A 25,996-nucleotide genomic window follows, 5' to 3' on the forward strand; every position below is an offset into this window, starting at 1 on the left:
GGGTCCACCTCATATCGCCGGCGTGCGGGCCCCGGGGACGTTCGTGTGGGCCGGGAGCGAGCGTTCGGCGCACAGGAGGATCGCCGCGCCGGTCAGGACCAGGAGGGCGAGGACGGTCCACAGGTGCAGCGGGCCGGTGTCGAGGAGGAAGCCCAGGAGCATGGGGGCGATGGTGCGGCAGATCGACCAGGAGAGCTGGTGGACCGACAGGTAGCGGCCTCGGAGGTGGTCGGGGGCGGCCTGGACGGAGAGGCTCTGGGCGGGGGCGGAGTGGATGAGTTCGCCGGCGGTGTAGAGCGCGGCGACCGCGAGGACGGCGATGAGGGCGTCCGGGCCGTGGACCAGCCGGGGGAGGAAGGCGAACGCGGCGAAGGAGAGGGCGAAGGTGACGGCGCCGAGTGCGGCCGTACGGGTGCGTCTGCCGCGGGCGGTCAGGCGGGCGGCGGGGACGCCGAGGGTGGCGACCAGGACGGTGTTGACCGCGAAGACGGCCCCGGCCAGGGCGTCGGGGAGGCCGACGTCGCGGGTGAGGAAGACCGGGAGGGCCATGGCCTGGGTGGTGTAGCCGAAGGCGATGAGGAAGTTGGCGGTCGTGAGGAGGAGGTAGGGGCGGTCGGCGAGCACCTGGCGGTATCCGCCGCGCGTGTCCGGCCGCTTGGTGACGCCGCGGACCCGGGGGATCCGGGCGACCAGTACGGCGGCGACGGCGAAGACGGCGGCCAGGGCCTCGGCGGCGACGATGAAGCCGGTGGTCCCGTTCCACGCGAGCATGCCCGCGGCGGCCAGGCTGCCTGCTCCCATTCCGGCGTTGCGCAGGCTGCGGTCCCAGGCCAGGAGCCGGTCCCGCTCGGCGCCCTGGGCGAGGTCGCCGATGAGGGACTGCTGGCTCGGCGAGGAGGCCCACATTCCCACGGCCACGATCAGGGCGATCGTCAGGAAGGCGGGGTAGGAGTCGGCGAACGGGTAGGCGGCGAAGCCGATCGCGCGCAGGACGAGCACGGCGATGAGGACGCGGCGGCCGCCGAAGCGGTCGATGAGGATGCCCGCGGCGGGCATGAAGGCCAGCGCGCTGAGGCCGGCGATGGTGAGTCCCGTGCCGATCGAGGTGAGGGACAGGCCGGTGAGTCCATGGATGAACAGCATGGTCAGCGGCACGTAGATGCCGTCGCCTATCGAGGTGGCCAGGCTGGAGGCGATGAGGCGGCGGCGTGCGGGGGAGGGGGTCTCGGAGGGGTGGTCCGTGTGTGCGGCGGCCTTGCGGACGCTGGTATCTTCCACGGAAGATAATTTATCATCCGTGGAAGATATAGTGAAGGGATGGAGCCCGATGCCATCGTGACCATCGTCGACCAGTGGAACCGAGAGCGCCCCGACCTGGACGCGTCGCCGATGCTCGTCATCGGCCGGCTCTTCCGGCTCACCCACACGCTCGACCAGCGACTGCGCCCGCCCTTCGCCGCGGCGGGCCTGGGCAGCGGAGACTTCGACCTGCTCGCCGCGCTGAGACGGGCCGGCGAGCCCTACGCCCTGTCGGCGGGCGAACTCAGCCGCACCGTCCTCGTCACCACCGGCGCCATCACCAAGCGCGTCGACCGCCTCGAAGCCCGGGGCCTGGTCTCCCGCACCGTCGACGAGACCGACTCGCGCGGCCGCCTCATCGCCCTCACCACCGAAGGCGTCGCCCTCACCGACGAGCTCATCGCCGTCCACCTGGACAACCAGCGCCGCCTCCTCTCCGGGCTCGGCGAGGACGAACAGGCGCACCTCGCGGACCTGCTGGAGCGGCTCGCCGTCACGCTGACGGCGAGCGACTAGCCGGTCGCCGCCGGCTTCGGGCGGGGCGTGGCGAGGCGACGGACGAGGTCCGCCTCCGAGCGTTCGGCGGCCGGATCGTGCCAGAAGGCCACCGGAACGCCCCGGATGCGGCGGCCCCGCGGATCGAGGATCTGGCCGGCCAGCTTGAGGGGCCAGAGCGTCACGGCCCGGTCGGTGACCGTGAGCTCGGGGAAGCGGGCGTACAGACGGCTCTCGAAGGAGGGCATGTCCTCCACGGAGCGCAGCCAGACGGTCAGCAGGAGGTTGTACGGGCCGGAGAGGGAGGCGCAGAGACGCGTCTCGCGCTGGGCGATGAGCTGCGAGGTGATCCGGGCCGTCGCGTCGGGCGGCGCGACGCCCCAGAAGGTGACCGCGACCGGCCAGCCGGAGAGGTACCGCGCCACCTCGCAGCGGTAGACGAGGGCGTCCGCGCGGTGGAAGCGGTCGAGCCGCCGCCGCACGGTGCTCGCGCTCGCCCCGCTGCTCCGGGCGAGGACGGCGACCGACTGCCGGCAGTCCTGCGCGAGCAGGGCGAGCAGCCGGTGGTCGAGGTCGTCGGCGGAGGACAGGCCCCGGCCGATGCCGGTCCCGCCGCCGGACGGGTCCCGCGCCAGGTCCTCCCTGCTTCCCGGGGCGAGCCGGTCGAGGCGCCAGCGGCTGCCGACGGCATGCACGGTGGAGGCGATCTGCGACCGCGTCGCGGCCACCCCGGGAAGGGCCTCCAGGCGCAGGCCCACGTAGCGGGCGAGCGCCGCCTGGTCGGGGAACGCCGCCGTGAGGACCAGGTCCCGGGAGCCGGTGACGTGGTCGATGGTGATCAGGTGCGGGTCGTCGACGATGGCGGCGGCCACCTCGTGCAGGTTCCCGGAGACGCAGTCGACCTCGATGACGGCGACGGTCGGCGGAGTGGGGCCGATGCCGGCCGGGTGACAGCTCATCCAGGCGTGACCGGCCTCGGTCAGCCGCTTCCAGCGGCGCGCCGCCGTCGAGGCGTCCACGCCGACGGCCGCGCCGATCCGCTCCCACCGGGCCCTCGGCGAGGTCTGCAGCGCGGTGATCAGCAGGTGGTCGAGCTCGTCGAGAACGCCGGACGCGGCGGCCGGTTCCAGCAGCGGAATGCTCATGAACGGTGGTTTCCTGCGGATGATCTCTGTCGTTGGCGCGGATGGCCACGATACCCCCCATGGATCTGCTGCACGACGCACACGCCCTCGCCCCCGTCCTGACCGCCCTGCGCCACTCCCTGCACCGGGAACCGGAGTTGGGCCTGGACCTCCCCCTCACCCAGTCGAAAGTGATCGCCGCCCTCGACGGGCTCGGCCTGGAGATCACCCGGGGCCGGGCCCTCAGCTCGGTGACGGCCGTCCTGCGCGGCGGACGGCCCGGGCCCGCGGTCCTGCTGAGGGGCGACATGGACGCCCTCCCCGTCCAGGAGGACACCGGCGTCCCGTACGCCTCCGTCCTCGACGGCCGGATGCACGCCTGCGGGCACGACCTGCACACCGCCGGGCTCGTCGGAGCCGCGCACCTCCTCGCGGCCCGCCGCGAGGAGCTCGCCGGCGACGTCGTCCTGATGTTCCAGCCGGGCGAGGAGGGCCAGGGCGGCGCGAAGATCATGATCGACGAGGGAGTGCTCGACGCGGCCGGAGAACGGGTCGTCGCCGCGTACGCGCTCCACGTCGTCTCCCGGGGCGCCCCGACCGGATTCGCCGCCACCCGGCCGGGCCCCATGCTCGCCGCCTCCGACACCGTCCACGTCACCGTGCGCGGCGAGGGCGGCCACGGCTCCTCCCCGCATGCCGCCGTCGACCCGGTGCCCGCGCTGTGCGCGATGGTCACCGCCCTGCAGACCCTGGTCACGCGCGAGATCGACATCTTCGACCCGGCCGTCGTCACGGTCGGCCGCCTGGAGGCCGGCACCGCGGCCAACGTCATCCCGGAGTCGGGCCGCTTCTCCGCCACCGTCCGCACCTTCTCCGAGGCCTCGCGCGCCGCCGTCCGCGCGGCGTTCGAGCGGACCGTGCACGGTATCGCCGCCGCCCACGGCGTCGGCGCGGACATCGACTACGTCCACCAGTACCCGCCGACCGTCAACCACGACGGCGAGGCCGCGTTCGCCCTCGACGCCGCCCGGGACGTCCTCGGCGCGGACCGGGTCTTCCCCGCGCCCACGCCGCTGGCCGGCTCCGAGGACTTCTCCTTCGTGCTGCGCGAGGTGCCCGGGGCCTTCCTCGGCCTCGGCGCCTGCCCGGCCGGCACCGACCCCGCGACCGCCCCGATGAACCACTCCCCGCAGGCCGTCTACGACGACGGCGCGCTGCCCCACGCCGCCGCCCTCCTCGCGGGCCTCGCCCTCCGGCGACTCGCCCACGCCGCCGCCGATTCCTCCCCGGCCGCCGTCCCCTCTTCCCCGACCGCTCTCACCCCGCAGGAGTGACCATGACCGACACCACCAGACCGAGAGGTCCGGTCACGCGGAACCCCGAACCCGCCGTCACCGCTGTCGTCGGCCTGCTCGTCCTCTTCGAACTCACCAGCGGCGTCGTCCAGACCGGCATCGCCCCGCTCCTACCCGCCCTCGCCGCGCACCTGGGCGTGGACGCCGTCGACACCAACTGGATCGTCTCCGTCCAGCTCCTCGCCGCCGCCGTGTGCGTACCGCTGTTCGGGCGCCTCGGCGACCTCCACGGCCACCGGCGCATGCTCCGGATCGCCCTCGCCCTCACCGCGGCGGGCACCCTGATCGTGGCACTCGCGGACACCTACCCCCTGGTGCTCGCCGGAAGGCTCCTCCAGGGGCCCCTCGCCGCGCTGCTGCCCCTGGAGATCGCCCTCGTACGGGACCGGCTCCCAGTGGCCGGAGCGCGCGGGGCCATCGCCCTCCTCGTCGGTGCGCTCGCCCTCGGCTCCCTCGCGGGCGGAGTGGCGATGGGCCTGCTCCACTCCGCCGTGGGCGACCTGCGCCTCGTCCTCCTCGTACCGGCGGCGCTCGCCCTGATCTGCGTACCCGTCTCCTACGTCGCCGTACCCGAATCCACCCGCCGGGCCGGCGGCCGGGTCGACTGGCCCGGAGTGGCGCTGCTCAGCACGGCCGTGCTCGCCCTGCTGAGCGGCGTCGGCGCCGCGAAGAACGGAGCCTGGAGCAGCCTCGCCGCCCTCGGCCCGCTCCTCCTCGGCGCCGTCCTGCTGACCGCCTGGATCCTCGTGGAACTGCGGGCCGCGGAGCCGCTGGTGGACATCAGGGCCCTCGCCGGCCGCGAGGCGGCCCCCTTCTACCTGGGGGCGTTCCTCTTCGGCGTCTTCTACTTCGGCAGCCAGGCCCCCAACGCCACCTTCTTCGCCGCCGATCCGGCGACCGCCGGATACGGATTCGCCATGTCCGCCCTCGCGATCTCGCTCGTCTCCCTGCCCGGCTACGTCGCCGCCGTCCTCGGCTCCTTCGCCACCGCGGCCGTCGCACGGCGCATCGGCTACCGCCCCACCCTGGTCGCGGCCTTCGCGCTGGTGGCGGCGGCGTTCCTCCAGTACGCCGTCCTCCACGACGAGGTGTGGCACATGGCGGCGGGGTCCTTCTTCCTCGGCCTCGGCACCGGCCTGGCGCTCGGCGCCATGCCCACCGTGATCGTCGAGGCCTCGGACCTGTCCCGCACCGGCATCGCCGCCGCCCTCTACAACAACGTCAAGACCCTCGGCGGCGCGGTCGCCGGCGGCGTCTTCGCCTCTCTCCTGGGCGCGTTCACCTCCCCGGCGACCGGCCAGCCCGGCGAGGACGGCTACCGAGCGGTCTGGCTCGCCGGCGCGCTCTGCGCGCTGCTCGCCGCCGGACTCAGCGCGGTGGCCCGCCGCCACGAGAGCACGCCCGGGACGGCGGCCGAGCCGGCGGGCTGACGAGCCCGGAGCCCCGTCGGCCGGTCGGAGCCGCGCTCCGTCAGCCGGTCGGGGCGTCGGCGATGCGATAATCCACCCCGGTCGTCGTCGTGATGACCGGCGGGCCGCCCAGCTTGCGGCGCAAGCGGCCGATCGTGACCGTCACGGTGTTGGTGAACGGATCGGCGTTCTCGTCCCACACCTGCTCCAGGAGGTCCTCGGCGCTCAGGAACCCCGGACTGGCGCGCAGGAGCGCCTCCAGGACGGCGAACTCCTTGACGGACAGGGCGAGCGGCCGCCCGTCCCGGAGGGCCGTGTGGCGTACCGGGTCGAGTTCGAGACCGGCGGCGCGCAGCGTACGGGCCCGGGCCGACGGCCTGCGGCGGGCCAGGCCCCGGATGCGCAGGACGAGTTCGGGGAAGTGGAAGGGTTTGGCCAGGTAGTCGTCGGCTCCGAGGGTGAGCCCGCTGACCCGGTCGCCGGGCGCCCCGGCCGCGGTCAGCATCAGGACCATCGGACGGTCGTCCCGCCCGGTGATCATCTGGCAGAGCACGTCTCCGTGGACGCCGGGCAGATCCCGGTCGAGGACCACCACGTCGTACGCGTTCACGTCGAGCTTCGCGGCGGCCTCCAGGCCGTCGTGCGCGAGGTCGACGGCCATCCCCTGATCCCGCAGTCCCTCGGCGACGACCTCGGCGAGCGACCGCGCGTCCTCCACGACCAGGATCCTCATCCCCGTACCCCCGTCCGCAGCGCCTCGGCTTCCGGGACCGCCGCCGGCAGCGTCACCGCGACACGCAGACCACCCTCCGGACGGGCTCGGAGGACGAGTCGGCCGCCGTGCGCGGCGACGATCGCCGCGACAATCGACAGGCCCAGGCCCGAACTTCCCTCCGGTCCCGTACGGGCGACGCCGAGGCGTTCGAACGGCTGCCCGAGCCGGTCCACCTGGTCCTGGTCCAGGACGGGCCCGCCGGTCTCGACGACCAGACGCGCCTCGGATCCGTCGCCGTCGGCGGCGACCCGGATCCAGCCGTTCTCCCGGTTGTGCGCGATCGCGTTGTCGACGACGTTCCGCACCATCCGGGACAGCAGCACCGCGCTGCCCCGCGTCCAGGACACCGGACCCACCTCGGTGTCGAGGGCCAGGGACTTCGCGGCGAGGTCGGGGGCCCGGTCGCCCAGCGCCTCCCGGGCCAGCTCGCCCAGCGACACGAGGGCCCGGTCGGAGAGGTCACCGTGCTGCGCGCGGGCGAGGACGAGGAAACCGTCGAGCAGGTGGTCCACGCGGTCCAGTTCGGTCCGCACCCGGGCGGTGAGCGCGAGGGCCTGCGCCGAGGGCTCCGGTTTGGCGACGGCCACGTCCAGGGATGCCCGTATCGTCGCCAGCGGCGTACGCAGCTCGTGCGAGGCGTTGCCGACGAAGCGGCGCTGCGCGACGAAGGAGGCCTCGAGTCGTTCGAGGAGGCCGTCGACGGTGTCGGCGAGCTCCTTGACCTCGTCGGCGGGGCCGCTCACGGCGAGCCGCTCGTGCAGGTTCTCCGCGGAGATCCGCCGCGTCGCCGCGGTGATGAGCCGCAGCGGACGCAGGACCCGGCGGGCCAGGAGGCGGCCGAGGAGGAGCGAGAGACCCGCCGTCACCACCAGCGCGATGAGCGAGGCGAGAGCGAGTCGGTGCTCCTGCTGCCCGTGCACGTCCGAGAGTTGCCCCTGCAGATCCCGGATCTGCTGCTGAGCGACGGCGAGTTCGGACGAGCCGCCGGGGGCGGGCACGGGGGTGATTCCGGGCGCGGGTGCGGACAGCCGGGCACCGGACACCAGGTAGGTCAGGGCGAGCAGCACGATCCCGGAGCCGAGGAACCCCGCGGCGTACAGGATCGTGAAGCGCCGTCCGACAGTTCCGCCCCGCAGCATGCCCATGCTTCCCCTCCCGCGCGTGTCCGGCCGGACCCAGCATGCCCCGCCGCACCTAACAGCGAAGTGACAGGCGCGGTTCGGACCACGTCACGGTGTCCTGCGTACAACCGTGGTCATGTCTTCGACCCACGCAGTACTCCACGCGGTCCGCCGGGAGTGGACCGGCTTCCGCCGTCCGGGCCGGCTGATCGCCATGGCGGCGGCGATGCTGGCCGTCGTCGCCCTCGGCCTGCTCTACGCGACGGGCAACCACGCGTCCTGCGACGGCCCGTGCCCCGCCGATCCGACCGGGCCGGACGGCTCCCTCGTCAACGACCAGTTCTCCTACCTGCACCAGGAGCTGGGCGAGAACGGCAGCATCACCGCCCGGATGACGTCCATGTCGGGCACGATCACCTACCCGCCGCCCCACCACGACCGGATCGTCCCCGGCCTCGCGCCCTGGGCGAAGGCCGGGATCATCATCAAGGACGGCGTCCGTCAGGGCTCCTCGTACGCGGCGCTGATGGTCACCGGCGGCCACGGCGTACGCATGCAGTACGACTACCTCCACGACATCGCCGGAAGCGGCGGCAACGGCGGCGCGGTCTCGGCCCGGGCCCCGCGCTGGCTGCGGCTCACCCGGTCGGGCGACACCGTCACCGGCCACGAGTCCGCCGACGGCGCGCGGTGGACGGAGGTCGGCACGGCACGCCTGACGGGGCTGACCGGCACCGTGCAGGTCGGCCTCTTCGCCACCTCTCCCGGCGACCTGACCCTGCGGCGCGTCGGCCTCGGCGGCGCCACGGAACAGGTGCGCTGGACCCAGGCCGCCGGCGTCTTCGACCACGTCGGCCTCAAGGGCACGGTCGTCGGCGCGGGCTGGCGGAGCGACACCGTCGGCGAGGCGAACAGGACCGACTGGGAGAAGCAGGTCCGGGCATCCGGCGCGGTGGAGAAGAACGGCACGATCACCGTCACCGGATCCGGCGACATCGGTCCGGCGGGCGCCGAGGACGGCGCCCGGCCCGTGGAGCGCACCCTCGGCGGCCTGGCCCTCGCGCTGCTCGTCGTGCTCGTGGTCGCGGTACGGCTCGCCACCACCGCGTACCGCCGCGAAGCCACGGGCGGCGCGCCGGTCACCCGCGCGGAACTCGCGGCGAAGGCGATCGTCGTCGGGGCCGTCACGTTCGTGACCGGTCTCCTCGCCCTCGGCATCGTGATACCCGTCGGCGTGACGATCCTGAAGGGGAACGGCATCCCCGTCCTCGGGGCGTCCCCGCTCACCGGGACGCGGATCGTCGTCGGCACGGCCGCCGCGCTCGCCCTCGCCGCCGTGCTCGCCCTCGCGCTCGGCGCCCTGCTGCGCCGCGCCCGGGCCGCGCTCCCCGTCGCCGTCCTGGCGATCGTCGTCCCGTACGTGGTGACCTCCTTCCCGCTGCTCGCCGACGGCCCTTCGCAGTGGCTCCTGCGGGTCACCCCGGCCGCCGGCTTCGCCACGCAGCAGTCCCTCGTCGCCCATCCACAGGTGCTCGCCCACTACGCGCCCTCCACCGGCTACTTCCCCCTTCCCTGGTGGGCCGGAGTCGGCGTACTGGGCGCGTACGCGGTGCTTCTGCTGGGCCTCGCACTGCGCCGGCTGCCGGAGGCGAGCGGCCGACGGAGCCGGGACCCGCGTTAATCGCTGGTGTGCGGCGCGGCGGATCTTGTAGGTTGGCGGAGCGACCGCGCCTCCGATGCGCTCGGCTGCGGCTACTTCCTTCCGAAAACACAAGTGACGCCGCCGCCTTCTCCGATCTCGGCAGGCGCGGGCGTCTTCGCCCCGCCGGACATCGTGCCCGGGGCCCGAACCCTTTGAATCCGGGGGGATTCACTGCCTCGTCACACCCCGCGCGTCTCCAAGATGTGGTCCGACATGCTCGTGGCCCCGCACATCCTGGCGACCGCCCGCTCCACGCCTCCGTCACCACCGCGGCCCCACCACAGGCTCTACGGGCCGGGCCCCCGCACCCACGCGGGCGGCCCGGCCTTCGTCCGGGAGCCCCGCGACGAGCTCTTCCTCCTCGCGGTCGGCAACCTCGTCTCGCAGCAGACCTTCTACGAGAGCGGCGAGGAGCGCGACGCGCGGTACACCCGTCTCGTCGGCGAACTCGCCCTCCAGGACCCGGAGTGGACGGCCGGCCTGCTGCGCTGGCTGCGCGGTGAGGGCAACATGCGCACGGCGTCCCTGGTGGGAGCCGCCGCGTACGTGCGGGCCCGGCTCAAGGCCGGGGCGACCGGGGGCCCGTCCAACCGGTCCGTGATCGACTCGGTGCTCCAGCGCGCCGACGAGCCCGGCGAACTGCTCGCCCACTGGATCTCGGCGTACGGGCGGAACGTGCCGCAGCCCGTGAAGCGGGGCGTCGCCGACGGCGTGCGCCGCCTGTACACGTCCCGGTCCCTGCTCAAGTACGACACCGCGTCCAAGGCCTTCCGCTTCGGCGACGTGCTCAACCTCGTGCATGCCACCCCCGACCCGGACAAGCCCTGGCAGGGCGCGCTCTTCCGGTACGCCCTGGACCGCCGCCACCACCCGGAGCAGGCGGTTCCGCCGGCCTCCGACCACCTGCTGACCGCCCACCGGGCGCTGATGGAGTCGGCGCCGGACGAGCGGCGGGCCCTGGTGACCGGGCCGGGCGGCTCCGAACGCCTCGCGGCGGCGGGCATGACGTGGGAGGCCCTGGCGGGCTGGCTCCACGGACCGATGGACGCCGCCGTCTGGGAGGCCGTGATCCCCGCGATGGGGCCGATGGCGCTCCTGAGGAACCTGCGGAACTTCGACGAGGCGGGCATCTCGGACGAGGTCGCGGCCCGGGTCGCCGCCCGGCTCTCGGACGCCTCCGAGGTCGCCAGGGCCCGGCAGTTCCCCTTCCGCTACCTGGCCGCCCACCAGCACGCGCCGTCACCGCGCTGGGCGGCCCCGCTGGAACGGGCCCTGGGCCACTCCCTGGCCAACGTGCCCGCCCTGCCCGGCCGGACCCTGATCCTGGTGGACCGGTCCGACTCCATGTTCTGGGACACCGTCTCCGAGCGGTCCAAGCTGACGCGGGCGGACGCGGCGGCCGTGTTCGGCACCGCGCTGGCCATGCGAGCCGAGCGGGCGGACCTGGTGGAGTTCGGCTGGGGCAGCGCGGCGGTGCCGTTCGCCCCGGGCGAGCCGGTGCTCGACGTGCTGAAACGCTTCCGCAGCATGGGAGGCACGTACACCGCGAAGGCGGTGCGCAAGCACTACCAGAACCACGACCGGGTCCTGATCGTCACCGACGAGCAGACCGTCCCCTACGAACCCGTCGGACCGACCGACGCGGTCCCGGCCGCCACCCCGGTCTACACCTGGAACCTGGCGGGCTACCGGCCCGCCCACGGCCCCACGGGCCCCCACCGGCACACCTTCGGCGGCCTCACGGACGCCGCGTTCCGGATGGTCGGCCTCATCGAGGCCGGCCGCGAGGCCGCCTGGCCGTGGACGCCGCCCGCGCACACGTAGCCCTACGAGCCGCCGCCGGTACGGGTGAACGTGCCCAGCCCCTCCGTGTTCAGGTACTCGACGGTGAAGGACTTCCCGTCCGGGGCGAAGGTGACCCCGGTGCGCCCCACGGCGTTCTCCCCGGCGGTCGCGAAGCTGAACGTGTCGCCGTCGTAGTGCGTCAGCCGGTAGGACTGGGGCTTCGGCCCCAGACGGAGCGTCAGGACGCCGTCCGTACCGGCGACGACCTCCGCCCGCCCGTAGTAGTCGCTGTCGTACGTGCCCGCGTACGTGTCGGCCGCCTTCGCGGGCGCGGCACCGGACGGCGGGTGGGCGTAGTCGGTCTTCGACACGCCCGCGTTCGCCTCCTGCTCGTACAGCGCGTTCACCAGCGGGATCCAGTCGCGGCTGATCTTCCCGGTCTGCGCGATGTCGAAGAAGTCGAGGGCGACCGCGTCGGCGACGCCGACCGGCGAGGTGTTCGTGAGGACGACGATGCCGAGCTGCTCGCCGGGCAGCATCGTCACGTTGGTGTGCGCGCCCTCGGCGAACGCTCCCGTGTGCGAGAGCCGGAGCCGGCCCTCGTCGTCGTAACTCACGTTCCAGCCCAGGCCGTAGAAACCGGTCCGGCCGGCCGGGGCGTGCGGCGGGTTGGCGACCGCCTCGGGCCAGTGGGTGCGCTCCAGGGCGTCGGCGCCGATGACCTGCCGGCCGTCGAGCTTGCCGTCGCCGAGCTGGAGCCGCAGCCAGGTCGCCATGTCACGGGCGGAGGAGCTGACGCCGCCGGCGGGGGACTGGGCGTCCGGGTCCCGTACGAACTCCGCCTTCCAGGCGCCGCCGACCTTGACGTGGCCCCAGGCCCGGTCGGAGGCCTTCGCGAAGTCCTCGAAGCGCGAGCTGGTGGAGTTCATGCCGGCCGGCTTGTAGAGCGTGTCGGCGGCGAGCTTCTCCCAGGGCACGCCCTTCTCGTCGGCGACCGCCTGGGCGGCGGCCGTGAGGCCGAAGTTGGTGTAGGCGTAGCTGGCGCGGAAGGGCGCGAGGGGCTCGTAGCGCAGGTGGGACAGGATGTACGAGCGGTCGTAGCCGAGGTCTTCGAGCAGGTCCCCGGCGTGGTCGGGCAGGCCGCTGCGGTGCGAGAACAGGTCGGCGACCGTCACGTGGGAGGTGACCCACGGGTCCTTGAGTGCGAAGCCCGGCACGTTCGGGGCGACGGGCGCGGTCCAGCCCTCGGTGCCCACGGCGCCGGAGACCACGGTGGAGGCGATCGGCTTCGAGACGGAGGCCAGCTGGAAGACGGTGTCGGCGTCCACGGGCGCGCTCTCGCCGGCCTTCCGCACGCCGTACCCCTTCAGATGGATCACCTTGCCGTCGTGGACGACGGCGACGGCCACGCCCGGCACGCCGGTGCGTTTCATGGCGTCCTCGACGACTCCGTCGAGCCGGTCGACGGCGCGCCGCACGTCCGCGTCGTCGAGCTGGGGCGGGGGCTGGGCCGGAGGCGGCGTGGGCCCGGGGGTCGAGCTGCCCCACGGCCCGGGGCCCGCTGCGCCCAGCAGCGCGGTGAGTCCTGCCGCGGCAAGCCATCGAACGGTGCTCACGTCTCCATTCAACGGCCTGCGCCGGCGTCTGTCGCGCGCTGCCGGAACCCGACCGGTCACCGCGCGGAGACCCGCAGGTCGAGGCGGCGCCGCGTCCGGCGGTAGACTCGGCGACCGTGGCGGATACCCAGTACGAAGACTTGTTGAAGATGGTGCTCACCTCGGGAACGGCCAAGGCCGACCGGACGGGCACAGGCACCCGGAGCGTCTTCGGGCACCAGCTCCGCTACGACCTCTCGCAGGGCTTCCCGCTGGTCACCACAAAGAAGGTGCACCTCAAGTCCATCGTGTACGAGCTGCTGTGGTTCCTGCGCGGCGACTCGAACGTCGGCTGGCTCCAGGAGAACGGCGTCTCCATCTGGGACGAGTGGGCCGATGAGAAGGGCGAGCTCGGCCCCGTCTACGGCGTGCAGTGGCGCTCCTGGCCCACGCCCGACGGCCGGCACGTCGACCAGATCAGCCAGGTCCTCGACACGCTGCGCCGCGACCCGGACTCCCGCCGGATGATCGTCTCCGCCTGGAACGTCGCCGACCTCGACCGCATGGCGCTCGCCCCGTGCCACGCCTTCTTCCAGTTCTACGTCGCCGACGGCAAGCTCTCCTGCCAGCTGTACCAGCGCAGCGCGGACCTGTTCCTCGGCGTCCCGTTCAACATCGCCAGCTACGCCCTGCTCACCCACATGGTGGCGCAGCAGGTCGGCCTGGAGCCGGGCGACTTCATCTGGACCGGCGGCGACTGCCACATCTACGACAACCACGTGGACCAGGTGACCGAGCAGCTCGGCCGCACCCCGTACGAGTTCCCCGAGCTGAAGCTGCACAAGGCCGAGTCGCTGTTCGACTACGCCTACTCCGACGTGGAGATCGTGGGCTACCGGCACCACCCGGGCATCAAGGCTCCGGTCGCGGTATGAGTACGGGTGTGAACATCGGGCTCATCTGGGCGCAGACCCCCGACGGCGTCATCGGCGCCGACAACACGATCCCGTGGCGGCTCCCCGAGGACATGGCGCACTTCAAGGCGACCACCCTCGGCCACCCCGTGATCATGGGCCGCAAGACCTGGGACTCGCTGCCCGCCCGCTTCCGTCCCCTGGCGGGCCGCCGCAACATCGTGGTGACCCGTGACGCGGGCTGGACGGCCGAGGGCGCGGAGCGCGCCGGATCCGTCGAAGAAGCGCTGGAGCTGGCCGCCGGCGCCGTGACCTGGGTCATGGGCGGTGGCGAGATCTACCGCGCCACCCTGCCCCACGCCCGGACGCTCTCGGTGACGGAGGTCGACACCGCGATCGACGGCGACACGTACGCCCCGTCCATCGACGCCGACTGGCAGGTCGCGGAGGACACCGACTGGCGGGACTCCACGACCGGCCTGCGCTACCGCATCCGCCGGTACACGCGCCCGTAGCAGGCCGGGGCCACGCCCGTGGCCGGTCGGCCAGGCCCGTAGTCGGCGGCCAAGCCGTAGCAGGCCGGGCCACGCCCGTGGGCGGTCGGCCAGGCCCGCAGCCAGCCGGCCAGGCCCGTAGTCGGTCGGCCAGGCCCGTGGCTGGTCGGCCAGACCCGCAGTCGGTCGGCCAAGCCCGCAGTCGGCGGCCAGGCCCGCAGTCGGTCGGCCAAGCCCGTAGTCGGCCTGCGCCGTCCGTCAGCGTGCTTCCCGCATCCCGAGGATGTACGTGGCGGTCAGCGCGACGGCCCGGTCCTCGTCCCGGGACAGCTCCGCGAGCGCCCGTGACGCCGCGCTTCCCGGGATGTCCGCGAGGGCCTGGGCGAGGCGCCGGCGGGCGGGCGCCCGTGCCGTGCCGTGGGCGAGGCGGTCGACGAGCAGGCCGGTGATCCGGTCCGCGAGCCCGGGACCGTGCGCCAGCGCGCTCAGCGTCTCGGCCGCGTCGACGTCGTTCACGCCGTCGACGACCATGTCGACGAGCGTGGGGACCGCGTCGGCCACGCCCCGCGCCCCCAGCTCCGCGGCGGCGCACCTTCGCACCGCGAGGTCGGGGTCCGCGAGGGCCCGGCCCAGCAGGCCGGTCGCCTCGCCGCCCGGGATCTCGGCGACGGACCGGACGGCGCGCCTGCGGACCTCGGCCACCGGTGAGCCGAGGCCGCGCGCGAGCAGCGGCAGCCCGCTGTCGCCCGAGCGGGCCAGCGCCCAGCGGAGGGCGCCCGCGACGATCGGGTCCGACTCGCCGAGTACCGCCTCGACCAGTGCTTCCACCGGTACGGAGGCCTCCTCGGCCGAGGACAGGGCCGCGCGCTGGCGCGTCTCGGGGCTCTTCGAGCCCAGGGCCTGGAGGAGGGCGACGATCTGGAGGACGTCCTGCCACTCGGCGGGCTCCGCGGAACCGATCCGGCGCAGCCGGGTGAGCAGCTCCGTCTCGGCGGCGATGCGCTCGCGCGTCTGGTGGATGAGGTCGTCGACGAGCTCCGCGGGTGCGAAGCCGGGCTCGTCGAGCGCGCGCCCGACCTCGCGCAGCGAGAGCCCCAGGGACCGCAGGCTCTCGATGTGGAAGACGCGCCGGATGTCCTCGTCCGAGTACTCCCGGTAGCCGCCGCCGGTCCGGCCGCTCGGCCGCACCAGACCGAGCGATTCGTAATGCCTGAGCATGCGGGCGCTGACCCCGGAGTGCCGCGCCACGTCACCGATCAACACGGACTGTCATTCCTCCTGGCCGTTCGTGCCGAGGGCCACGATCCGCTTCGCCTCCTCGATCGCGAAGTCGAATCCGGCGCTCGGGTCGCGCGACAGCCTCTCCGTGGCGATCGCGTGCTGTCGTACCGGGGGGCGGGGATCCGACATCGCGGCCCGCAGGACCGGCGTCGTCGCCTCGCCGAGCGCGATCAGCGCCCGGCTGAGGCTCAGCTGCGTCTCGCGGCCGCCCCGCCCGAGCTGGGTCGCCAGCGCCGCGGCCAGCCCGTGCTCCTCGCCCTCGGGGACGAGGACGACCGCCGCCCGCCAGGCGCTGCGGGCCACCTCGTCGTCGGCGTCGGTCATGAGCTCCCGCGTGATCGCCGGCCAGGCACTCCCGTCCCCGATCTTGGACAGGGTGTGGAGGGCCTGGCTCCGCGCCTGGGCCCGCTCCGAGCGGAGCTCGCCGAGGAGCCGGGGGAGTATCAGCTCCGGCGCGTGGCGGGTGAGCGCCCAGGTGAGCATCTCGCGCACCTGGAAGTCCGGCTCGACCGCGCAGCGGCCGACGAGCTCGTCGACGCACCGGGGGTCCGGTGCGGTGCCGACCGCCAGCGCCGCCCGCAGTCGCGTCGACGAGCTGTCGCTCGCGAGCCCCCGCAGTGCCCGCGTCATCTCCGTGTCCTCGTCCGCCATGGTCATCGGGACCACCTCCTCGGCCACAGTGAAGACCTTGTCACCGTGTCAAGGTCAACCGGGGCCGAGGGGGACGCGGGGTTCAGTAGGCGTGCCCGACGTGGGCGAGGGCCTGCCTGAGGAGCGTTCCCTGGCCGCCGGGCATCTCGTTCTGCACGGTCGGGGAGGCGGCTTCCTGCGGGCTGAACCAGACCAGGTCGAGCGCGTCCTGCCGCGGTCGGCAGTCGCCGGTGACCGGGACCACGTACGCGAGGGACACGGCGTGCTGGCGCGGGTCGTGGAAGGGGGTGATGCCGGCCGTGGGGAAGTACTCGGCGACGGTGAAGGGCTGCAGGGAGGCGGGGACCCGGGGCAGGGCCACCGGTCCGAGGTCCTTCTCCAGGTGGCGCAGGAGGGCGTCACGGACGCGCTCGTGGTGCATGACCCGGCCGGACACCAGGGTGCGGCTGATCGTTCCTTCGGCGCCGATCCGCAGGAGCAGTCCGATGCTGGTGACTTCGCCGCTGTCGTCCACGCGCACGGGGACGGCCTCGACGTAGAGGATCGGCATCCGGGCCCTGGCCGTGTCCAGTTCGTCCGTGGACAGCCAGCCGGGCGTGGTCTCAGTCATGTCAGACATCGCTTGATCATACTTTCCGGGCTGTGACTCGGCCCCGGCCGCGTGTCCGCCGGCCGGGTGGGAGTTTCGGTCGGGGCGCCGCGGGCCGGTCCGTGCCCGCGGGTGTGTCCAGGGGTGCCGCGTCGCGGTCAGAGGGGCTTGAGGCGCCGGCGCAGGAGGCAGAACTCGTTGCCCTCGGGATCGGCCAGGACGTGCCAGTCCTCGGCGCCGCTCTGGCCGACGTCGACGGGGCTGGCGCCGAGCGCGAGCAGTCGCTCCAGCTCGGCGTCCTGGTCGCGGTCGGTGGCGTTGACGTCGATGTGCAGACGGAGCTTCCCGGTCCGCGGCTCGCCGCTCGGGCTCAGGACCAGAGTGGGCTGCGCGCCGCCGAACCCGACGCCGGGCGGCCCGATCTCGATGCTTCCGTCCTCCTCCCGGCCGACCTCGACATAGCCGAGGACCTCGCCCCAGAACGCGGCGAGCCGCTCGGGGTCGGCGCAGTCGAGGACCAGCTCACTGATGCGGGATGCCATGTCCGCGAGTGTACGTTCCCGCCCTGCCGTGACGCACTGTCATATGGCGTTACCGAGTGGTCGGTTGACCGCGCGTGCGAGGGTGTCTCGGGCGCGCTTCCCGCGACGCCCACCCTCACCGGCACCCGGAGCGGCGAACACCTGCACACGGTCGCGGTCACCGCCACCGTCCCCTCCGGGGGCACGCTCAGGTCCGGGACCATCCACCGGTACGCGCTCCGCTTCTGCACCGACCTGTCCTCGCCGGCCACCCCGGTGGCCGGCGGAGCGGACGGACTCTTCTCGCTCACGTGATCGCCACGGACGAGGCCGCCGCCCGCAAGGCCCTGCTGTCAGGGGACTTCGGACGCGCCCACACCGCCCGGCCGCGGCCCCCGCTGGGGCCGCGCCCCAGCACGTACGTCCTGAGGCTCGGGCACCTCGACGGACCCGACGGCGAGCCGCTGCGCCCTCTGGGGCGGCTGCTCGTCCCCGGGCTGCCGGACGCCTGCGACCTCTTCTCAGCCGTCCCAGCCACCCCAGCCGCCCCGGTCGTCCGAGCCGTTCCGGCCCTTCCGGCCGGGCCGGTGGGTCTCGGCGTACAGGGCCGCGCGGGTCATCGGTCCGTAGACGCCGGGCTCCTCGGGGACGGCGCGGGCCACCTGGAAGCGGCTCAGGGCCACCTCCAGGGACTCGCCGAAGACCCCGTCGGCCGGGCCGAGGTACAAGTACAGCTGCTGGAGGCGCCCTTGGAGGTCGACGACCTCGGGTCCGGTGCTGCCGAGCGCGAGCGCGGACGCGCCGGGCGGATCGGAGCGCGGGGAGCTGCGGACCGGTGTCGGCGAGGGCGTCGGCCGGTGCGTGCGCGTGGGCGGGGGAGTCGGTGCCGACGGCGGGGGAGCGGGTGCGGCCGGCGGCGGTGAGGCGGTTGTCGAGACGGTCGTCGGCGCTGCCGTCGGCTGCGAGGTCCGGCCGGTGGCCGACGGTTCGGCGTCCGGGGTCACGTGGGGCGCCGGCAGGTCGGGCATCACGAGGGACAGGCCGTCCGGGGGCGTCGGACCGGATTCGGGCGTGAGGCCGACCGCGAGTCCGATCCCCGCGGCGAGCGCGCCGGTCAGCAGCAGCGGGAGCGAGAGGCCGCCCCGGCCCTCCCGCTCGGGCGCCCGCGCGGCCCGCCGCGACCGGGACTCCTTCCGTACGTGCCGGGGCCTCCCCGCTCCATGGCGTCCGTGCGTCCCGGCCTCCCCGGGGACGCGCGGCAGGGTCCGCGTCACGTCGAACAGCTCGACGTCCTGTGCGCGTGCCCCCGGCCCGTCGGCGCCGGGTTCGGCGACCTTCCCGAAGACGAGGTCGTCCCGCGCGGGAGGTGATGCCGGTTCGGGGGTGCCGTTCGTGACTGCTGCGGTCAGGGCAGTCCTGTCGAGCATCGATGCTCCAGGTGTGGTGAAGCCGTGGAAGTTGCGGCGAAGCCGAGGAGAATTTGACCGGCGGTCAAGGCAAGCGTCAACTGCGCCCAAGGTGTGCGAAAAGGGAACCTTCGCGACGTTGATTCTTAAACAACCCTTAACAAGTGACACAGGTCACGCCCGCTCGGGAATCCTCACATCAGCAGCGAGCCGGGATCCCGCACCAGGGGGGCCGTGCCCACCGAGTTGCTCACGTTGAACGTGACGCTCCCCGCGCGGTAGCGGTCCTCGGTCCACTCGATGGGGCGGCCGTCCTGATTGCTCGTCAGGTGCCGCTGCCGCAGCAGCGGGCTGCCCCGGCGGACCCGGAGCAGCCGGGCGTCGTCGCTCCCGGCGGGCACCGCGTCGATGAGGTGCTCGCCGTAGTGCGCGACGATCCCCGCGTCCTCGGCCATGCTGTCCATGATCGAGGCGCAGTCGACGGGCAGGGACTCGACGGTGGGCGCGACCCACTCCGCGTACGCCGTCCGTTCCACCATGACCGGCTCGTCGTCCAGGCAGCGCAGGCGCAGCACGTCGAGGACCCCGGCCCCCTCCGGGAGGGACAGGCGGCGCGCCTCCTCGGCCGTGGCCCGGCGCCGCTCGCGGTGGAGGAAGCGGCTCGCCGACCGGTAGCCCATGGCCCGCGCCCACTGGGCGAAGCTGTGGAGTTCGGCGAAGCTGTGCCGGCGCTCCCTGCGCAGCACGATGCGGCGGGCGCCCTGGCGCGAGCCGATGATCCCTTCCGAGGTGAGCAGGGCGACGGCCTGGCGCACCGTGCCCCGGGACGCGGACCAGCGGTCGGCGAGGTCGCTCTCGGACGGCAGGCGGGCGCCGACGGGGTACTCGCCGTTGAGGATCGAGCGGCGGAGCTCCTCCGCGATCTCCACGTACAGCGCCGTCACAATGCCCCCATCTCCCGTGCGGCTGTGCACATCCGGTCGGTCGGTGTGCCGTCCCGTCGCCCACCCTAACCCGATGACGGGTCGTCGGACGGCTCCGTCGGTTCCTCTCAAGACCTCCGCCCCCACCTGTGGTTCGCCACAACCGGCTCTTCCGGGAACCGTGTAGAACGCGCCATGTTCCGTTCACTTTCCAGACAGGAGGCGCGGGCGAACTAGGGGCGTCTTGTTCAGACAAGTTCCGTCACTTGCTCCTGGGAGAACCCCGTGCGCAGAACCCCCGTGGCCGCAGCCCTGCTCGGCGCCGTCGCCCTGACCGCCCTCACCGCCTGCGGTGCCGCCCCCGAGGGCGCGGCCGGCACCGACGGCAAGGGCGCGAAGTCGGCCACCGCCGCCTCGGCCAAGGACTTCGGCGGTATGGACGCCCTCGTCAAGGCGGCGAAGCAGGAAGGCGCGCTGCACGTCATCGCGCTGCCGCCGGACTGGGCCAACTACGGCGAGATCATCAAGGCGTTCGAGACGAAGTACGGCATCAAGGTCGAGAGCGAGAACCCGGACGCCGCCAGCGCCGACGAGATCGCCGCCGTCAAGTCCCGCAAGGGCCAGAAGCGCGCCCCCGACGTCCTCGACCTGGGCATCGCCTTCGCCCGCAGCGGTGCCGAGGAGGGCCTGTTCGCCCCCTACGAGGTCGAGGCCTGGGACAAGATCCCCGCGGCCCAGAAGGACGCCGACGGCCGCTGGTACAACGACTACGGCGGCTACGTCTCCATCGGCTGCGACGCCAAGCGCATCCCGAACTGCCCGAAGACCTTCGCCGACCTCCTCAAGCCCGAGTACAAGGGCAAGGTCGCCCTCAACGGCAACCCGACCAAGTCCGGCTCCGCCTTCGGCGGCGTGTACGCGGCCGCCCTCGCCAACAAGGGCTCCTTCGCCGACATCCAGCCCGGCATCGACTTCTTCGGCACCCTGAAGAAGAGCGGCAACTTCATCCCCGTCGAGTCCACCCCGGCCACGGTCGAGAAGGGCGAGACGCCCATCAGCATCGACTGGGACTACCTCAACGCCGGCTACGCCGACCAGTTCAAGGGCAAGGGCGTCGACTGGCAGGTCTCCGTCCCCACCGACGGCGTGTACGCGCAGTTCTACTCCCAGGCCGTCAACAAGGAGGCCCCGCACCCCGCGGCCGCCCGCCTGTGGATGGAGTTCCTCTACAGCACCGAGGGCCAGAACCTCTGGCTCAAGGGCTACGCCCGCCCCGTCCTGCTGCCGGCCATGACCGCCGACGGCACCGCCGACAAGACGCTCCTGGCCAAGCTCCCCAAGGTCGAGGGCACCCCCTCCTTCCCGGCCTCCGCCGAGCTCGACAAGGCCAAGGCCACCCTCGCCGAGAAGTGGGACAAGGCCCTCTCCTGATGTCCTCAGCCACCCCCACCACGGGAACCGCCGGCGGCAGCAGCCGCCGGCGGCGCGGCCCCCGCACCTGGCTCGCCGCCCTCCCCCTGATCGCCTTCACCGCCCTGGCCTTCGGGCTGCCCCTCGGCGCCCTCCTGTTCGGCGCCGTCACCCGCACCGACCCGGCCACCGGTGCCACCGCCCTCACCGGCGAGCACCTGAGCCGCTCGCTCCAGGGCCCCTACCTCGGCTCCCTCGTCGGCAGCGTGCAGCTCTCCGCGCTCACCGCCCTGATCGGCTCGGTCCTCGGCGTCCTCATCGCCCAGGCCGTCGTCACCTCCCGGTCCCAGGCCCTGCGCAGCGCCGTCCTCACCGCCTCCGGGGTCCTCGCCAACTTCGGCGGCGTCCCCCTCGCGTTCGCGTTCATCGCGACCGTCGGCATCTCCGGCGTCGTCACCCAGCTCGCCGACCTCACGAGCCTCGGCTGGAACCTGTACTCCTTCGGCGGCCTCGCCGTCGTCTACCTGTACTTCCTCATCCCCCTCATGGTCCTGGTGATGATGCCCGCCCTCGACGGCCTGCGCCCCCAGTGGCGGGAGGCCGCGCAGAACGCGGGCGCCGGCGGATGGCAGTACTGGCGCCACGTCGGCATCCCGGTCCTCGCGCCCTCGCTGCTCGGCGGGTTCGTCCTGCTCTTCGGCAGCGCCTTCGCCGCCCACGCCACCGCCGCGGCGCTCGTCGGCGGCTCCGTCCCCCTGGTCACCCTGAAGATCGCGGACGCGCTCTCCGGCAACGTCATGGTCGGCCAGGAGAACGTCGCCCTCGCCCTCGGCCTCGACATGATCCTGATCGCCGGCCTGGTCATGGCGGTCTACCTCCCCCTCCAGCGCAGGAGCGCCCGATGGCTGCGATGACCCCCACCGCCCCGGACGTCACCCCGGAGTCCGCGGCGCGGGCGGCGGCCCGGCCCACCGCCCCCGCACGGACCCGGCGCCGCCCCCGCGTGTGGCGCGGCCTCGTCCTCGGCCTCGGCGGCGCGTACTTCCTCGTCCCGCTGATCGCCTCGTTCGTCTTCACCGTGCACACCCCCGGCCAGGGCGTCTCCTTCGAGGCGTACACCGCGCTGCTCTCCGCCGACGGGTTCACCCAGAGCCTGCTGCTCTCCCTCGGCCTCGCCGCCGCCACCATCGCGCTCGCCCTGCTGCTCGCGGTGCCCGCCCTGGTCGCGGTCCGGCTCGGCGCGCCCCGCCTGCGGCCGGTCGTCGAGGTGATGTGCATGCTGCCGCTGGTGGTGCCGCCGATCGCGCTCGTCACCGGCATCAGCACCGTACTGCGCTGGGGCCCCGACCACCTGTCGCGGACCCCGCTCTACCAGACGTTCATCGCCGTCCAGAACGAGGACTTCCCCTTCGTCCTGGTCCTCGCGTACACCGTCATGGCCCTGCCGTTCGTGTACCGCTCCCTCGACGCGGGACTGCGCGCCGTCGACGTCCCCACCCTCGTCGAGGCCGCCCGCAACTGCGGGGCGTCCTGGCCGTACGTCATGCTCCGGGTGATCCTGCCCAACCTGCGCTCCTCGCTCGCCGGCGCCGCCTTCCTCACCCTGGCGCTCGTCCTAGGCGAGTTCACCATCGCCTCGATCCTCGGCTTCCGGCCCTTCGCCGTGTGGATCGTCTCCATCTCCGGAGCCCAGGCCCGCATGTCGGTGGCCGTCTCCCTCCTCAGCCTCGTCATCACCTGGCTGCTGCTCCTCGTCCTGTCCCGGGCCGGAACGGCACAGACCGGCACGCCCGGAGCCCCCCGCACCTCCCGCAAGGAGTCCTGACCCATGACCTCAGCCACAGCGGAACGGACGGAGTCCACCGCCGCCACCGGGGCCCGCGTCGAATTCCGCGGCCTGCGCCGCGCCTTCGGCACCACCACCGCCCTCGACGGCCTCGACCTGACCGTCGAGCCGGGCGAACTCCTCGCGCTCCTCGGCCCGTCGGGCTGCGGCAAGACCACCGCGCTGCGCGTCCTCGCCGGCTTCGAACGCCCCGACTCCGGCGAAGTCCTCGTGGACGGCCAGGACATCACCCACGTCCCGGCCAACCGCCGCGACGCCGGCATGGTCTTCCAGTCGTACAGCCTCTTCCCCAACCTCACCGCCCGCGACAACGTCGCCTTCGGCCTCCGCGTCCGCAAGGCCAAGGCCGCCGAGCGCCACGCCCGCGCCGCCGAACTCCTCGACCTCGTCGGCCTGCCCGAGCACGGCGACCGCTACCCGCACCAGATGTCCGGCGGCCAGCAGCAGCGCGTGGCCCTGGCGCGCGCCCTCGCCCTGCGCCCCCGCGTCCTGCTCCTGGACGAGCCCCTCTCCGCGCTCGACGCCAAGGTGCGGCTCAGCCTGCGCGAGGAGATCCGCCGGCTCCAGCTCTCCCTCGGCATCACCACCGTGTTCGTCACCCACGACCAGGAGGAGGCGCTGTCCATGGCGGACCGCGTCGCCGTCCTCAACGCCGGGAAGCTGGAGCAGTGCGCGGCCCCCGCCGAGCTGTACCGCCGCCCGGCGACCGCCTTCGTCGCCGAGTTCGTCGGCACCATGAACCGCCTCCCGGGCCGGCTCACCGACTCCGGCCTGGTGGAAGCGGCGGGCAGCCGCCTCCCCGTCGACGGGGACGTCCCCGGCACCCCCGACGTCGAGGTCCTCGTCCGCCCCGAGAACGTCACCGTGACCGCCGACGCCGACGGTGAGGCCGTGATCGTCTCCACCTCCTTCTTCGGCTCCGTCACCCGCGTCCACCTCGACCACCGCGGTACGACGGTCAAGGCCGACCTCCCGTCGCGCGACGCGGGCGAGCTGACCCCGGGCACCCGCGCCACCGTCGGCATCGCCCCCCACCCCGCCCTCGTCGTCCCGAGGACGGAGCGGTGAGCGGACTCGCCGCCGTCCTCTTCGACATGGACGGCACCCTCGTCGACACCGAGGTCCTCTGGTGGGAGGCGACGGAGGAGGTCGCCGCCCGCCTCGGACACCGGCTCACGGACGCCGACGCGCCCGAGGTCGTCGGACGCGCCGTCGAGGACACCGCCGCACACCTCGTACGGGCCACCGGCGCGCCCGACCCCGACGGCGTCGCGGCGGCGCTGACCAACGCCTTCCAGAAGCGCGTCGACGAGGGCGCGCCGATGCGCCCGGGAGCGGACCGGCTCCTCGCCGAACTGGAACAGGCCGGCCTGCCGTTCGCGCTGGTCAGCGCCTCGCCGCGCTCGGTGGTCGACTCGGTGGTCGGAGGCGCGCTCGCGCACGTGCCCTTCGCGTTCACGCTCTCCGCCGACGACACCGCACGCACCAAGCCGCACCCCGATCCGTACCGCACGGCCGCCGAACGGCTCGGCGTCCCGGTCACGGCATGCGTGGCCGTCGAGGACTCGCCGGACGGAGCGGCCTCGGCCGACGCCGCGGGCTGCACCGTCCTGGTCGTCCCCTCCCTCCTCCCGGTGCCCCCGGGCCCGGACCGGATCTTCGCGGACAGCCTGGAGGGCGTGTCCCTGGAAGGCCTTCGCCGCCATGTCAGCGACAGAAAGGCCACCTGAAGCCGCCGGCCGGCCGGTCGGCCCGCCGGTCAGTCGGACATGCGGGTGAACAGCCCGGGCTCGTACGCGCCGCCCGGGTTGTGCACGATCACGTTCATCCGCGTGGCGGCGTTGATCAGGGAGACGAGGCAGACCAGGGCGCCGATCCGGTCGTCGTCGTAGTGCTCGCGCACCTCGGCCCAGGTCTCGTCGGACACGCCGTGGTCGCCGAGCCGGGTGCCCTCCTCGGCGAGCGCCAGCGCGGCCCGCTCCGCCTCGGTGAACACGGTGCTGTGCCGCCAGGTGGCGACCAGGCTGAGCCGGACCGCGGTCTCACCGGCGGCGGCCGCCTCCTTGGCGTGCGCGTCCGCGCAGAACCCGCAGCCGTTGATCTGGCTGACCCGGAGCTGCACCAGCTCCCGCAGGGACCTCGGCAGCGACGACTCCTCCAGGACCAGCGAGGTGGCGTAGAAGCGCTTGGCGACCTTCGCGGCGGTCGGGCTGTCGAACAGGTTGAAACGGGGTTCCATGACATCGTCCTCACTCGTGGTGCCCCGTGCGGTCGCACCGGGCGGACACAAGACGCCGATGCCCCGCCCCGTGTGACGGGACGGCGCCGTGACGTGATTCACCGGCCCCGGACGTCACAGAACGGCGGTGCCCGGCGTCTGGGGAGCATGCATGACGTCACCGGGGCGTTCGTCGCCCACCGCAACCTGCTGTTCACCGTCGCCTACGAGATGCTCGGCTCGGCCGCCGACGCCGAGGACGTCCTCCAGGAGACCTGGCTGAAGTGGGCGGGCGTCGACCCCGGCACCGTACGGGACCCGCGCGCCTACCTGGTCCGGATCACCACGCGCCAGGCACTGAGCCACCTCCGCACCCTCGGCCGGCGCAAGGAGTCCTACCTCGGCCCCTGGCTGCCCGAGCCGCTGCTGACCACGCCCGACGTGGCCGAGGACGCCGAGCTGGCCGACAGCGTCTCGATGGCGATGCTCCTCGTCCTGGAGACCCTCACCCCGACCGAGCGGGCGGTGTTCGTCCTGCGCGAGGTGTTCGACCTGGCGTACGACGAGATCGCCGGAGCCGTCGACAAGACCCCGGCCGCGGTCCGTCAGATCGCCCACCGGGCGCGCGCCCACGTCGCCGCCCGCCGGCCGCGCGGGGTCGCCTCCGCCGCGGAGACCCGTCGCACGGTCGAGGCGTTCCGGCGTGCGGTCGAGACGGGCGACCTGCGGGGCCTGCTCGACGTCCTCGCGCCCGACGTCGTCCTGCTGACCGACGGCGGCGGAGTCGTACGGGCGGCGCTTGAGCCCGTCGTGGGAGCCGAGCGGGTGGCGGGGGTCCTGGCCCGGATCGCCGCCACGACGACGCTCCAGCCCGCCCGGGTCAACGGCGACCCGGCGCTGATCGTCCGGATGGACGGAGCGGTCGACACCGTCCTCGCGATGCGCGTCGAGGACGGCCGCGTCACCGGCCTCTACGCCGTGCGCAACCCGGAGAAGCTGTCGCACCTGGAACGGGAGACCGCCCTGAGCCGCTGAGCCGGACCGGGGAACGCCCCGACTGTCCGCCCACCCCCCTCCTTCCTA

General features: G+C 73.5%; 25 protein-coding genes. 13 read left to right on the top strand and 12 right to left on the bottom strand.

The window, feature by feature from the left end; genetic code table 11:
- Positions 1-9: 9 nt before the first annotated feature.
- Complete coding sequence (locus ACH4TP_RS28830; protein WP_398183479.1) at positions 10-1,278, bottom strand: MFS transporter; 1,269 nt, start codon at positions 1,276-1,278, stop codon at positions 10-12.
- A 39-nt stretch (positions 1,279-1,317) separates the two neighbouring features.
- Between ACH4TP_RS28830 and ACH4TP_RS28835 the strand changes: the two genes are divergently transcribed.
- On the top strand, positions 1,318-1,815 hold the full coding sequence (locus tag ACH4TP_RS28835; protein WP_398439509.1) for a MarR family winged helix-turn-helix transcriptional regulator: 498 nt from the start codon (positions 1,318-1,320) through the stop codon (positions 1,813-1,815).
- Here the strand turns inward: ACH4TP_RS28835 and ACH4TP_RS28840 are convergent.
- Positions 1,812-2,939 (bottom strand): Lrp/AsnC family transcriptional regulator, encoded by a 1,128-nt coding sequence (locus ACH4TP_RS28840; RefSeq protein ID WP_398439510.1) that lies wholly within the window; start codon positions 2,937-2,939, stop codon positions 1,812-1,814. The two genes, ACH4TP_RS28835 and ACH4TP_RS28840, sit on opposite strands and share 4 nt — an antisense overlap.
- Before the next feature lie 59 nt (positions 2,940-2,998).
- Here ACH4TP_RS28840 and ACH4TP_RS28845 point away from each other — a divergent pair, with 59 nt between their 5' ends.
- Positions 2,999-4,252: a M20 family metallopeptidase gene (locus tag ACH4TP_RS28845; RefSeq protein WP_398439511.1), complete on the top strand. Its 1,254-nt coding sequence runs from the start codon at positions 2,999-3,001 to the stop codon at positions 4,250-4,252.
- Between the two features lie 2 nt (positions 4,253-4,254).
- Positions 4,255-5,703 (top strand): MFS transporter, encoded by a 1,449-nt coding sequence (locus tag ACH4TP_RS28850; protein ID WP_398439512.1) that lies wholly within the window; start codon positions 4,255-4,257, stop codon positions 5,701-5,703.
- 40 nt (positions 5,704-5,743) lie between these two features.
- Here ACH4TP_RS28850 and ACH4TP_RS28855 read toward each other — a convergent pair whose 3' ends face one another.
- Positions 5,744-6,415, bottom strand: a complete 672-nt coding sequence (locus tag ACH4TP_RS28855; protein WP_398439513.1) for a response regulator transcription factor — start codon at positions 6,413-6,415, stop codon at positions 5,744-5,746.
- Positions 6,412-7,602 (bottom strand): sensor histidine kinase, encoded by a 1,191-nt coding sequence (locus tag ACH4TP_RS28860; RefSeq protein ID WP_398439514.1) that lies wholly within the window; start codon positions 7,600-7,602, stop codon positions 6,412-6,414. The genes ACH4TP_RS28855 and ACH4TP_RS28860 overlap by 4 nt, the downstream gene beginning before the upstream one ends.
- Before the next feature lie 112 nt (positions 7,603-7,714).
- Between ACH4TP_RS28860 and ACH4TP_RS28865 the strand changes: the two genes are divergently transcribed.
- The gene (locus tag ACH4TP_RS28865) at positions 7,715-9,259 is read left to right on the top strand and encodes a hypothetical protein (RefSeq protein ID WP_398439515.1); all 1,545 of its coding nucleotides are present in this window, start codon (positions 7,715-7,717) and stop codon (positions 9,257-9,259) included.
- Positions 9,260-9,493: 234 nt separating this feature from the next.
- Positions 9,494-11,104 carry a TROVE domain-containing protein gene (locus ACH4TP_RS28870; protein ID WP_398439516.1) on the top strand — a complete coding sequence of 537 codons (1,611 nt, stop codon included), beginning with the start codon at positions 9,494-9,496 and terminating at the stop codon, positions 11,102-11,104.
- 2 nt (positions 11,105-11,106) lie between these two features.
- On the opposite strand, the gene ACH4TP_RS28875 is transcribed toward ACH4TP_RS28870, so the two are convergent.
- Positions 11,107-12,681, bottom strand: coding sequence for a serine hydrolase (locus ACH4TP_RS28875; RefSeq protein WP_398183458.1), 1,575 nt, complete (start codon positions 12,679-12,681; stop codon positions 11,107-11,109).
- A gap of 116 nt (positions 12,682-12,797) precedes the next feature.
- On the opposite strand from ACH4TP_RS28875, the gene ACH4TP_RS28880 reads away from it, so the two are divergent.
- Positions 12,798-13,595 (top strand): thymidylate synthase, encoded by a 798-nt coding sequence (locus ACH4TP_RS28880; protein ID WP_389235099.1) that lies wholly within the window; start codon positions 12,798-12,800, stop codon positions 13,593-13,595.
- Between the two features lie 8 nt (positions 13,596-13,603).
- On the top strand, positions 13,604-14,089 hold the full coding sequence (locus ACH4TP_RS28885; RefSeq protein ID WP_398439674.1) for a dihydrofolate reductase: 486 nt from the start codon (positions 13,604-13,606) through the stop codon (positions 14,087-14,089).
- 237 nt (positions 14,090-14,326) lie between these two features.
- On the opposite strand, the gene ACH4TP_RS28890 is transcribed toward ACH4TP_RS28885, so the two are convergent.
- From ACH4TP_RS28890 to ACH4TP_RS28915, 6 genes are all read right to left on the bottom strand, one after another.
- Complete coding sequence (locus ACH4TP_RS28890; protein WP_398439518.1) at positions 14,327-15,331, bottom strand: HEAT repeat domain-containing protein; 1,005 nt, start codon at positions 15,329-15,331, stop codon at positions 14,327-14,329.
- Positions 15,332-15,337: 6 nt separating this feature from the next.
- Complete coding sequence (locus ACH4TP_RS28895; protein WP_398439519.1) at positions 15,338-16,006, bottom strand: HEAT repeat domain-containing protein; 669 nt, start codon at positions 16,004-16,006, stop codon at positions 15,338-15,340.
- 76 nt (positions 16,007-16,082) lie between these two features.
- A complete protein-coding gene (locus tag ACH4TP_RS28900) occupies positions 16,083-16,610 on the bottom strand; it encodes an NUDIX hydrolase family protein (RefSeq protein WP_398183571.1) in 528 nt (175 codons plus the stop codon).
- Between the two features lie 137 nt (positions 16,611-16,747).
- On the bottom strand, positions 16,748-17,131 hold the full coding sequence (locus ACH4TP_RS28905) for a VOC family protein (RefSeq protein WP_398183451.1): 384 nt from the start codon (positions 17,129-17,131) through the stop codon (positions 16,748-16,750).
- A 500-nt stretch (positions 17,132-17,631) separates the two neighbouring features.
- Entirely contained in the window at positions 17,632-18,537 is a 906-nt protein-coding gene (locus ACH4TP_RS28910; RefSeq protein WP_398439520.1) for a peptidoglycan-binding protein, read from the bottom strand.
- 173 nt (positions 18,538-18,710) lie between these two features.
- Positions 18,711-19,460: a GntR family transcriptional regulator gene (locus ACH4TP_RS28915; RefSeq protein WP_389235115.1), complete on the bottom strand. Its 750-nt coding sequence runs from the start codon at positions 19,458-19,460 to the stop codon at positions 18,711-18,713.
- 264 nt (positions 19,461-19,724) lie between these two features.
- On the opposite strand from ACH4TP_RS28915, the gene ACH4TP_RS28920 reads away from it, so the two are divergent.
- The 5 genes from ACH4TP_RS28920 to ACH4TP_RS28940 are packed head-to-tail and all read left to right on the top strand — an operon-like array spanning position 19,725 to position 24,425.
- Positions 19,725-20,870 (top strand): ABC transporter substrate-binding protein, encoded by a 1,146-nt coding sequence (locus tag ACH4TP_RS28920; protein WP_398183445.1) that lies wholly within the window; start codon positions 19,725-19,727, stop codon positions 20,868-20,870.
- Positions 20,870-21,763, top strand: a complete 894-nt coding sequence (locus tag ACH4TP_RS28925; protein WP_389235121.1) for an ABC transporter permease — start codon at positions 20,870-20,872, stop codon at positions 21,761-21,763. The genes ACH4TP_RS28920 and ACH4TP_RS28925 overlap by 1 nt, the downstream gene beginning before the upstream one ends.
- On the top strand, positions 21,751-22,674 hold the full coding sequence (locus ACH4TP_RS28930; protein WP_398439521.1) for an ABC transporter permease: 924 nt from the start codon (positions 21,751-21,753) through the stop codon (positions 22,672-22,674). Before ACH4TP_RS28925 ends, ACH4TP_RS28930 begins: the two co-directional genes overlap by 13 nt.
- 3 nt (positions 22,675-22,677) lie before the next feature.
- On the top strand, positions 22,678-23,763 hold the full coding sequence (locus tag ACH4TP_RS28935) for an ABC transporter ATP-binding protein (protein WP_398183439.1): 1,086 nt from the start codon (positions 22,678-22,680) through the stop codon (positions 23,761-23,763).
- Positions 23,760-24,425, top strand: coding sequence for an HAD family hydrolase (locus tag ACH4TP_RS28940; RefSeq protein ID WP_389235130.1), 666 nt, complete (start codon positions 23,760-23,762; stop codon positions 24,423-24,425). The genes ACH4TP_RS28935 and ACH4TP_RS28940 overlap by 4 nt, the downstream gene beginning before the upstream one ends.
- 29 nt (positions 24,426-24,454) lie before the next feature.
- Here the strand turns inward: ACH4TP_RS28940 and ACH4TP_RS28945 are convergent, their stop codons facing one another.
- Positions 24,455-24,934, bottom strand: a complete 480-nt coding sequence (locus ACH4TP_RS28945; RefSeq protein WP_398183435.1) for a carboxymuconolactone decarboxylase family protein — start codon at positions 24,932-24,934, stop codon at positions 24,455-24,457.
- A 147-nt stretch (positions 24,935-25,081) separates the two neighbouring features.
- Between ACH4TP_RS28945 and ACH4TP_RS28950 the strand changes: the two genes are divergently transcribed.
- On the top strand, positions 25,082-25,948 hold the full coding sequence (locus ACH4TP_RS28950; protein WP_398439522.1) for an RNA polymerase sigma-70 factor: 867 nt from the start codon (positions 25,082-25,084) through the stop codon (positions 25,946-25,948).
- Positions 25,949-25,996 lie beyond the last annotated feature (48 nt).

It is taken from the genome of Streptomyces sp. NPDC021012 (assembly GCF_044333355.1).
In the GTDB taxonomy this organism is placed as follows: domain Bacteria; phylum Actinomycetota; class Actinomycetes; order Streptomycetales; family Streptomycetaceae; genus Streptomyces.

Coding starts and splice junctions, on each gene's coding strand:
- ACH4TP_RS28835 (WP_398439509.1), top strand. CDS start 1,318: ATGGAGCCCGATGCCATCGTGACCATCGTCGACCAGTGGAACCGAGAG.
- ACH4TP_RS28840 (WP_398439510.1), bottom strand. CDS start 2,939: ATGAGCATTCCGCTGCTGGAACCGGCCGCCGCGTCCGGCGTTCTCGAC.
- ACH4TP_RS28845 (WP_398439511.1), top strand. CDS start 2,999: ATGGATCTGCTGCACGACGCACACGCCCTCGCCCCCGTCCTGACCGCC.
- ACH4TP_RS28850 (WP_398439512.1), top strand. CDS start 4,255: ATGACCGACACCACCAGACCGAGAGGTCCGGTCACGCGGAACCCCGAA.
- ACH4TP_RS28855 (WP_398439513.1), bottom strand. CDS start 6,415: ATGAGGATCCTGGTCGTGGAGGACGCGCGGTCGCTCGCCGAGGTCGTC.
- ACH4TP_RS28860 (WP_398439514.1), bottom strand. CDS start 7,602: ATGGGCATGCTGCGGGGCGGAACTGTCGGACGGCGCTTCACGATCCTG.
- ACH4TP_RS28865 (WP_398439515.1), top strand. CDS start 7,715: ATGTCTTCGACCCACGCAGTACTCCACGCGGTCCGCCGGGAGTGGACC.
- ACH4TP_RS28870 (WP_398439516.1), top strand. CDS start 9,494: ATGCTCGTGGCCCCGCACATCCTGGCGACCGCCCGCTCCACGCCTCCG.
- ACH4TP_RS28895 (WP_398439519.1), bottom strand. CDS start 16,006: ATGACCATGGCGGACGAGGACACGGAGATGACGCGGGCACTGCGGGGG.
- ACH4TP_RS28900 (WP_398183571.1), bottom strand. CDS start 16,610: ATGACTGAGACCACGCCCGGCTGGCTGTCCACGGACGAACTGGACACG.
- ACH4TP_RS28905 (WP_398183451.1), bottom strand. CDS start 17,131: ATGGCATCCCGCATCAGTGAGCTGGTCCTCGACTGCGCCGACCCCGAG.
- ACH4TP_RS28910 (WP_398439520.1), bottom strand. CDS start 18,537: ATGCTCGACAGGACTGCCCTGACCGCAGCAGTCACGAACGGCACCCCC.
- ACH4TP_RS28925 (WP_389235121.1), top strand. CDS start 20,870: ATGTCCTCAGCCACCCCCACCACGGGAACCGCCGGCGGCAGCAGCCGC.
- ACH4TP_RS28930 (WP_398439521.1), top strand. CDS start 21,751: ATGGCTGCGATGACCCCCACCGCCCCGGACGTCACCCCGGAGTCCGCG.
- ACH4TP_RS28935 (WP_398183439.1), top strand. CDS start 22,678: ATGACCTCAGCCACAGCGGAACGGACGGAGTCCACCGCCGCCACCGGG.
- ACH4TP_RS28945 (WP_398183435.1), bottom strand. CDS start 24,934: ATGGAACCCCGTTTCAACCTGTTCGACAGCCCGACCGCCGCGAAGGTC.
- ACH4TP_RS28950 (WP_398439522.1), top strand. CDS start 25,082: ATGCATGACGTCACCGGGGCGTTCGTCGCCCACCGCAACCTGCTGTTC.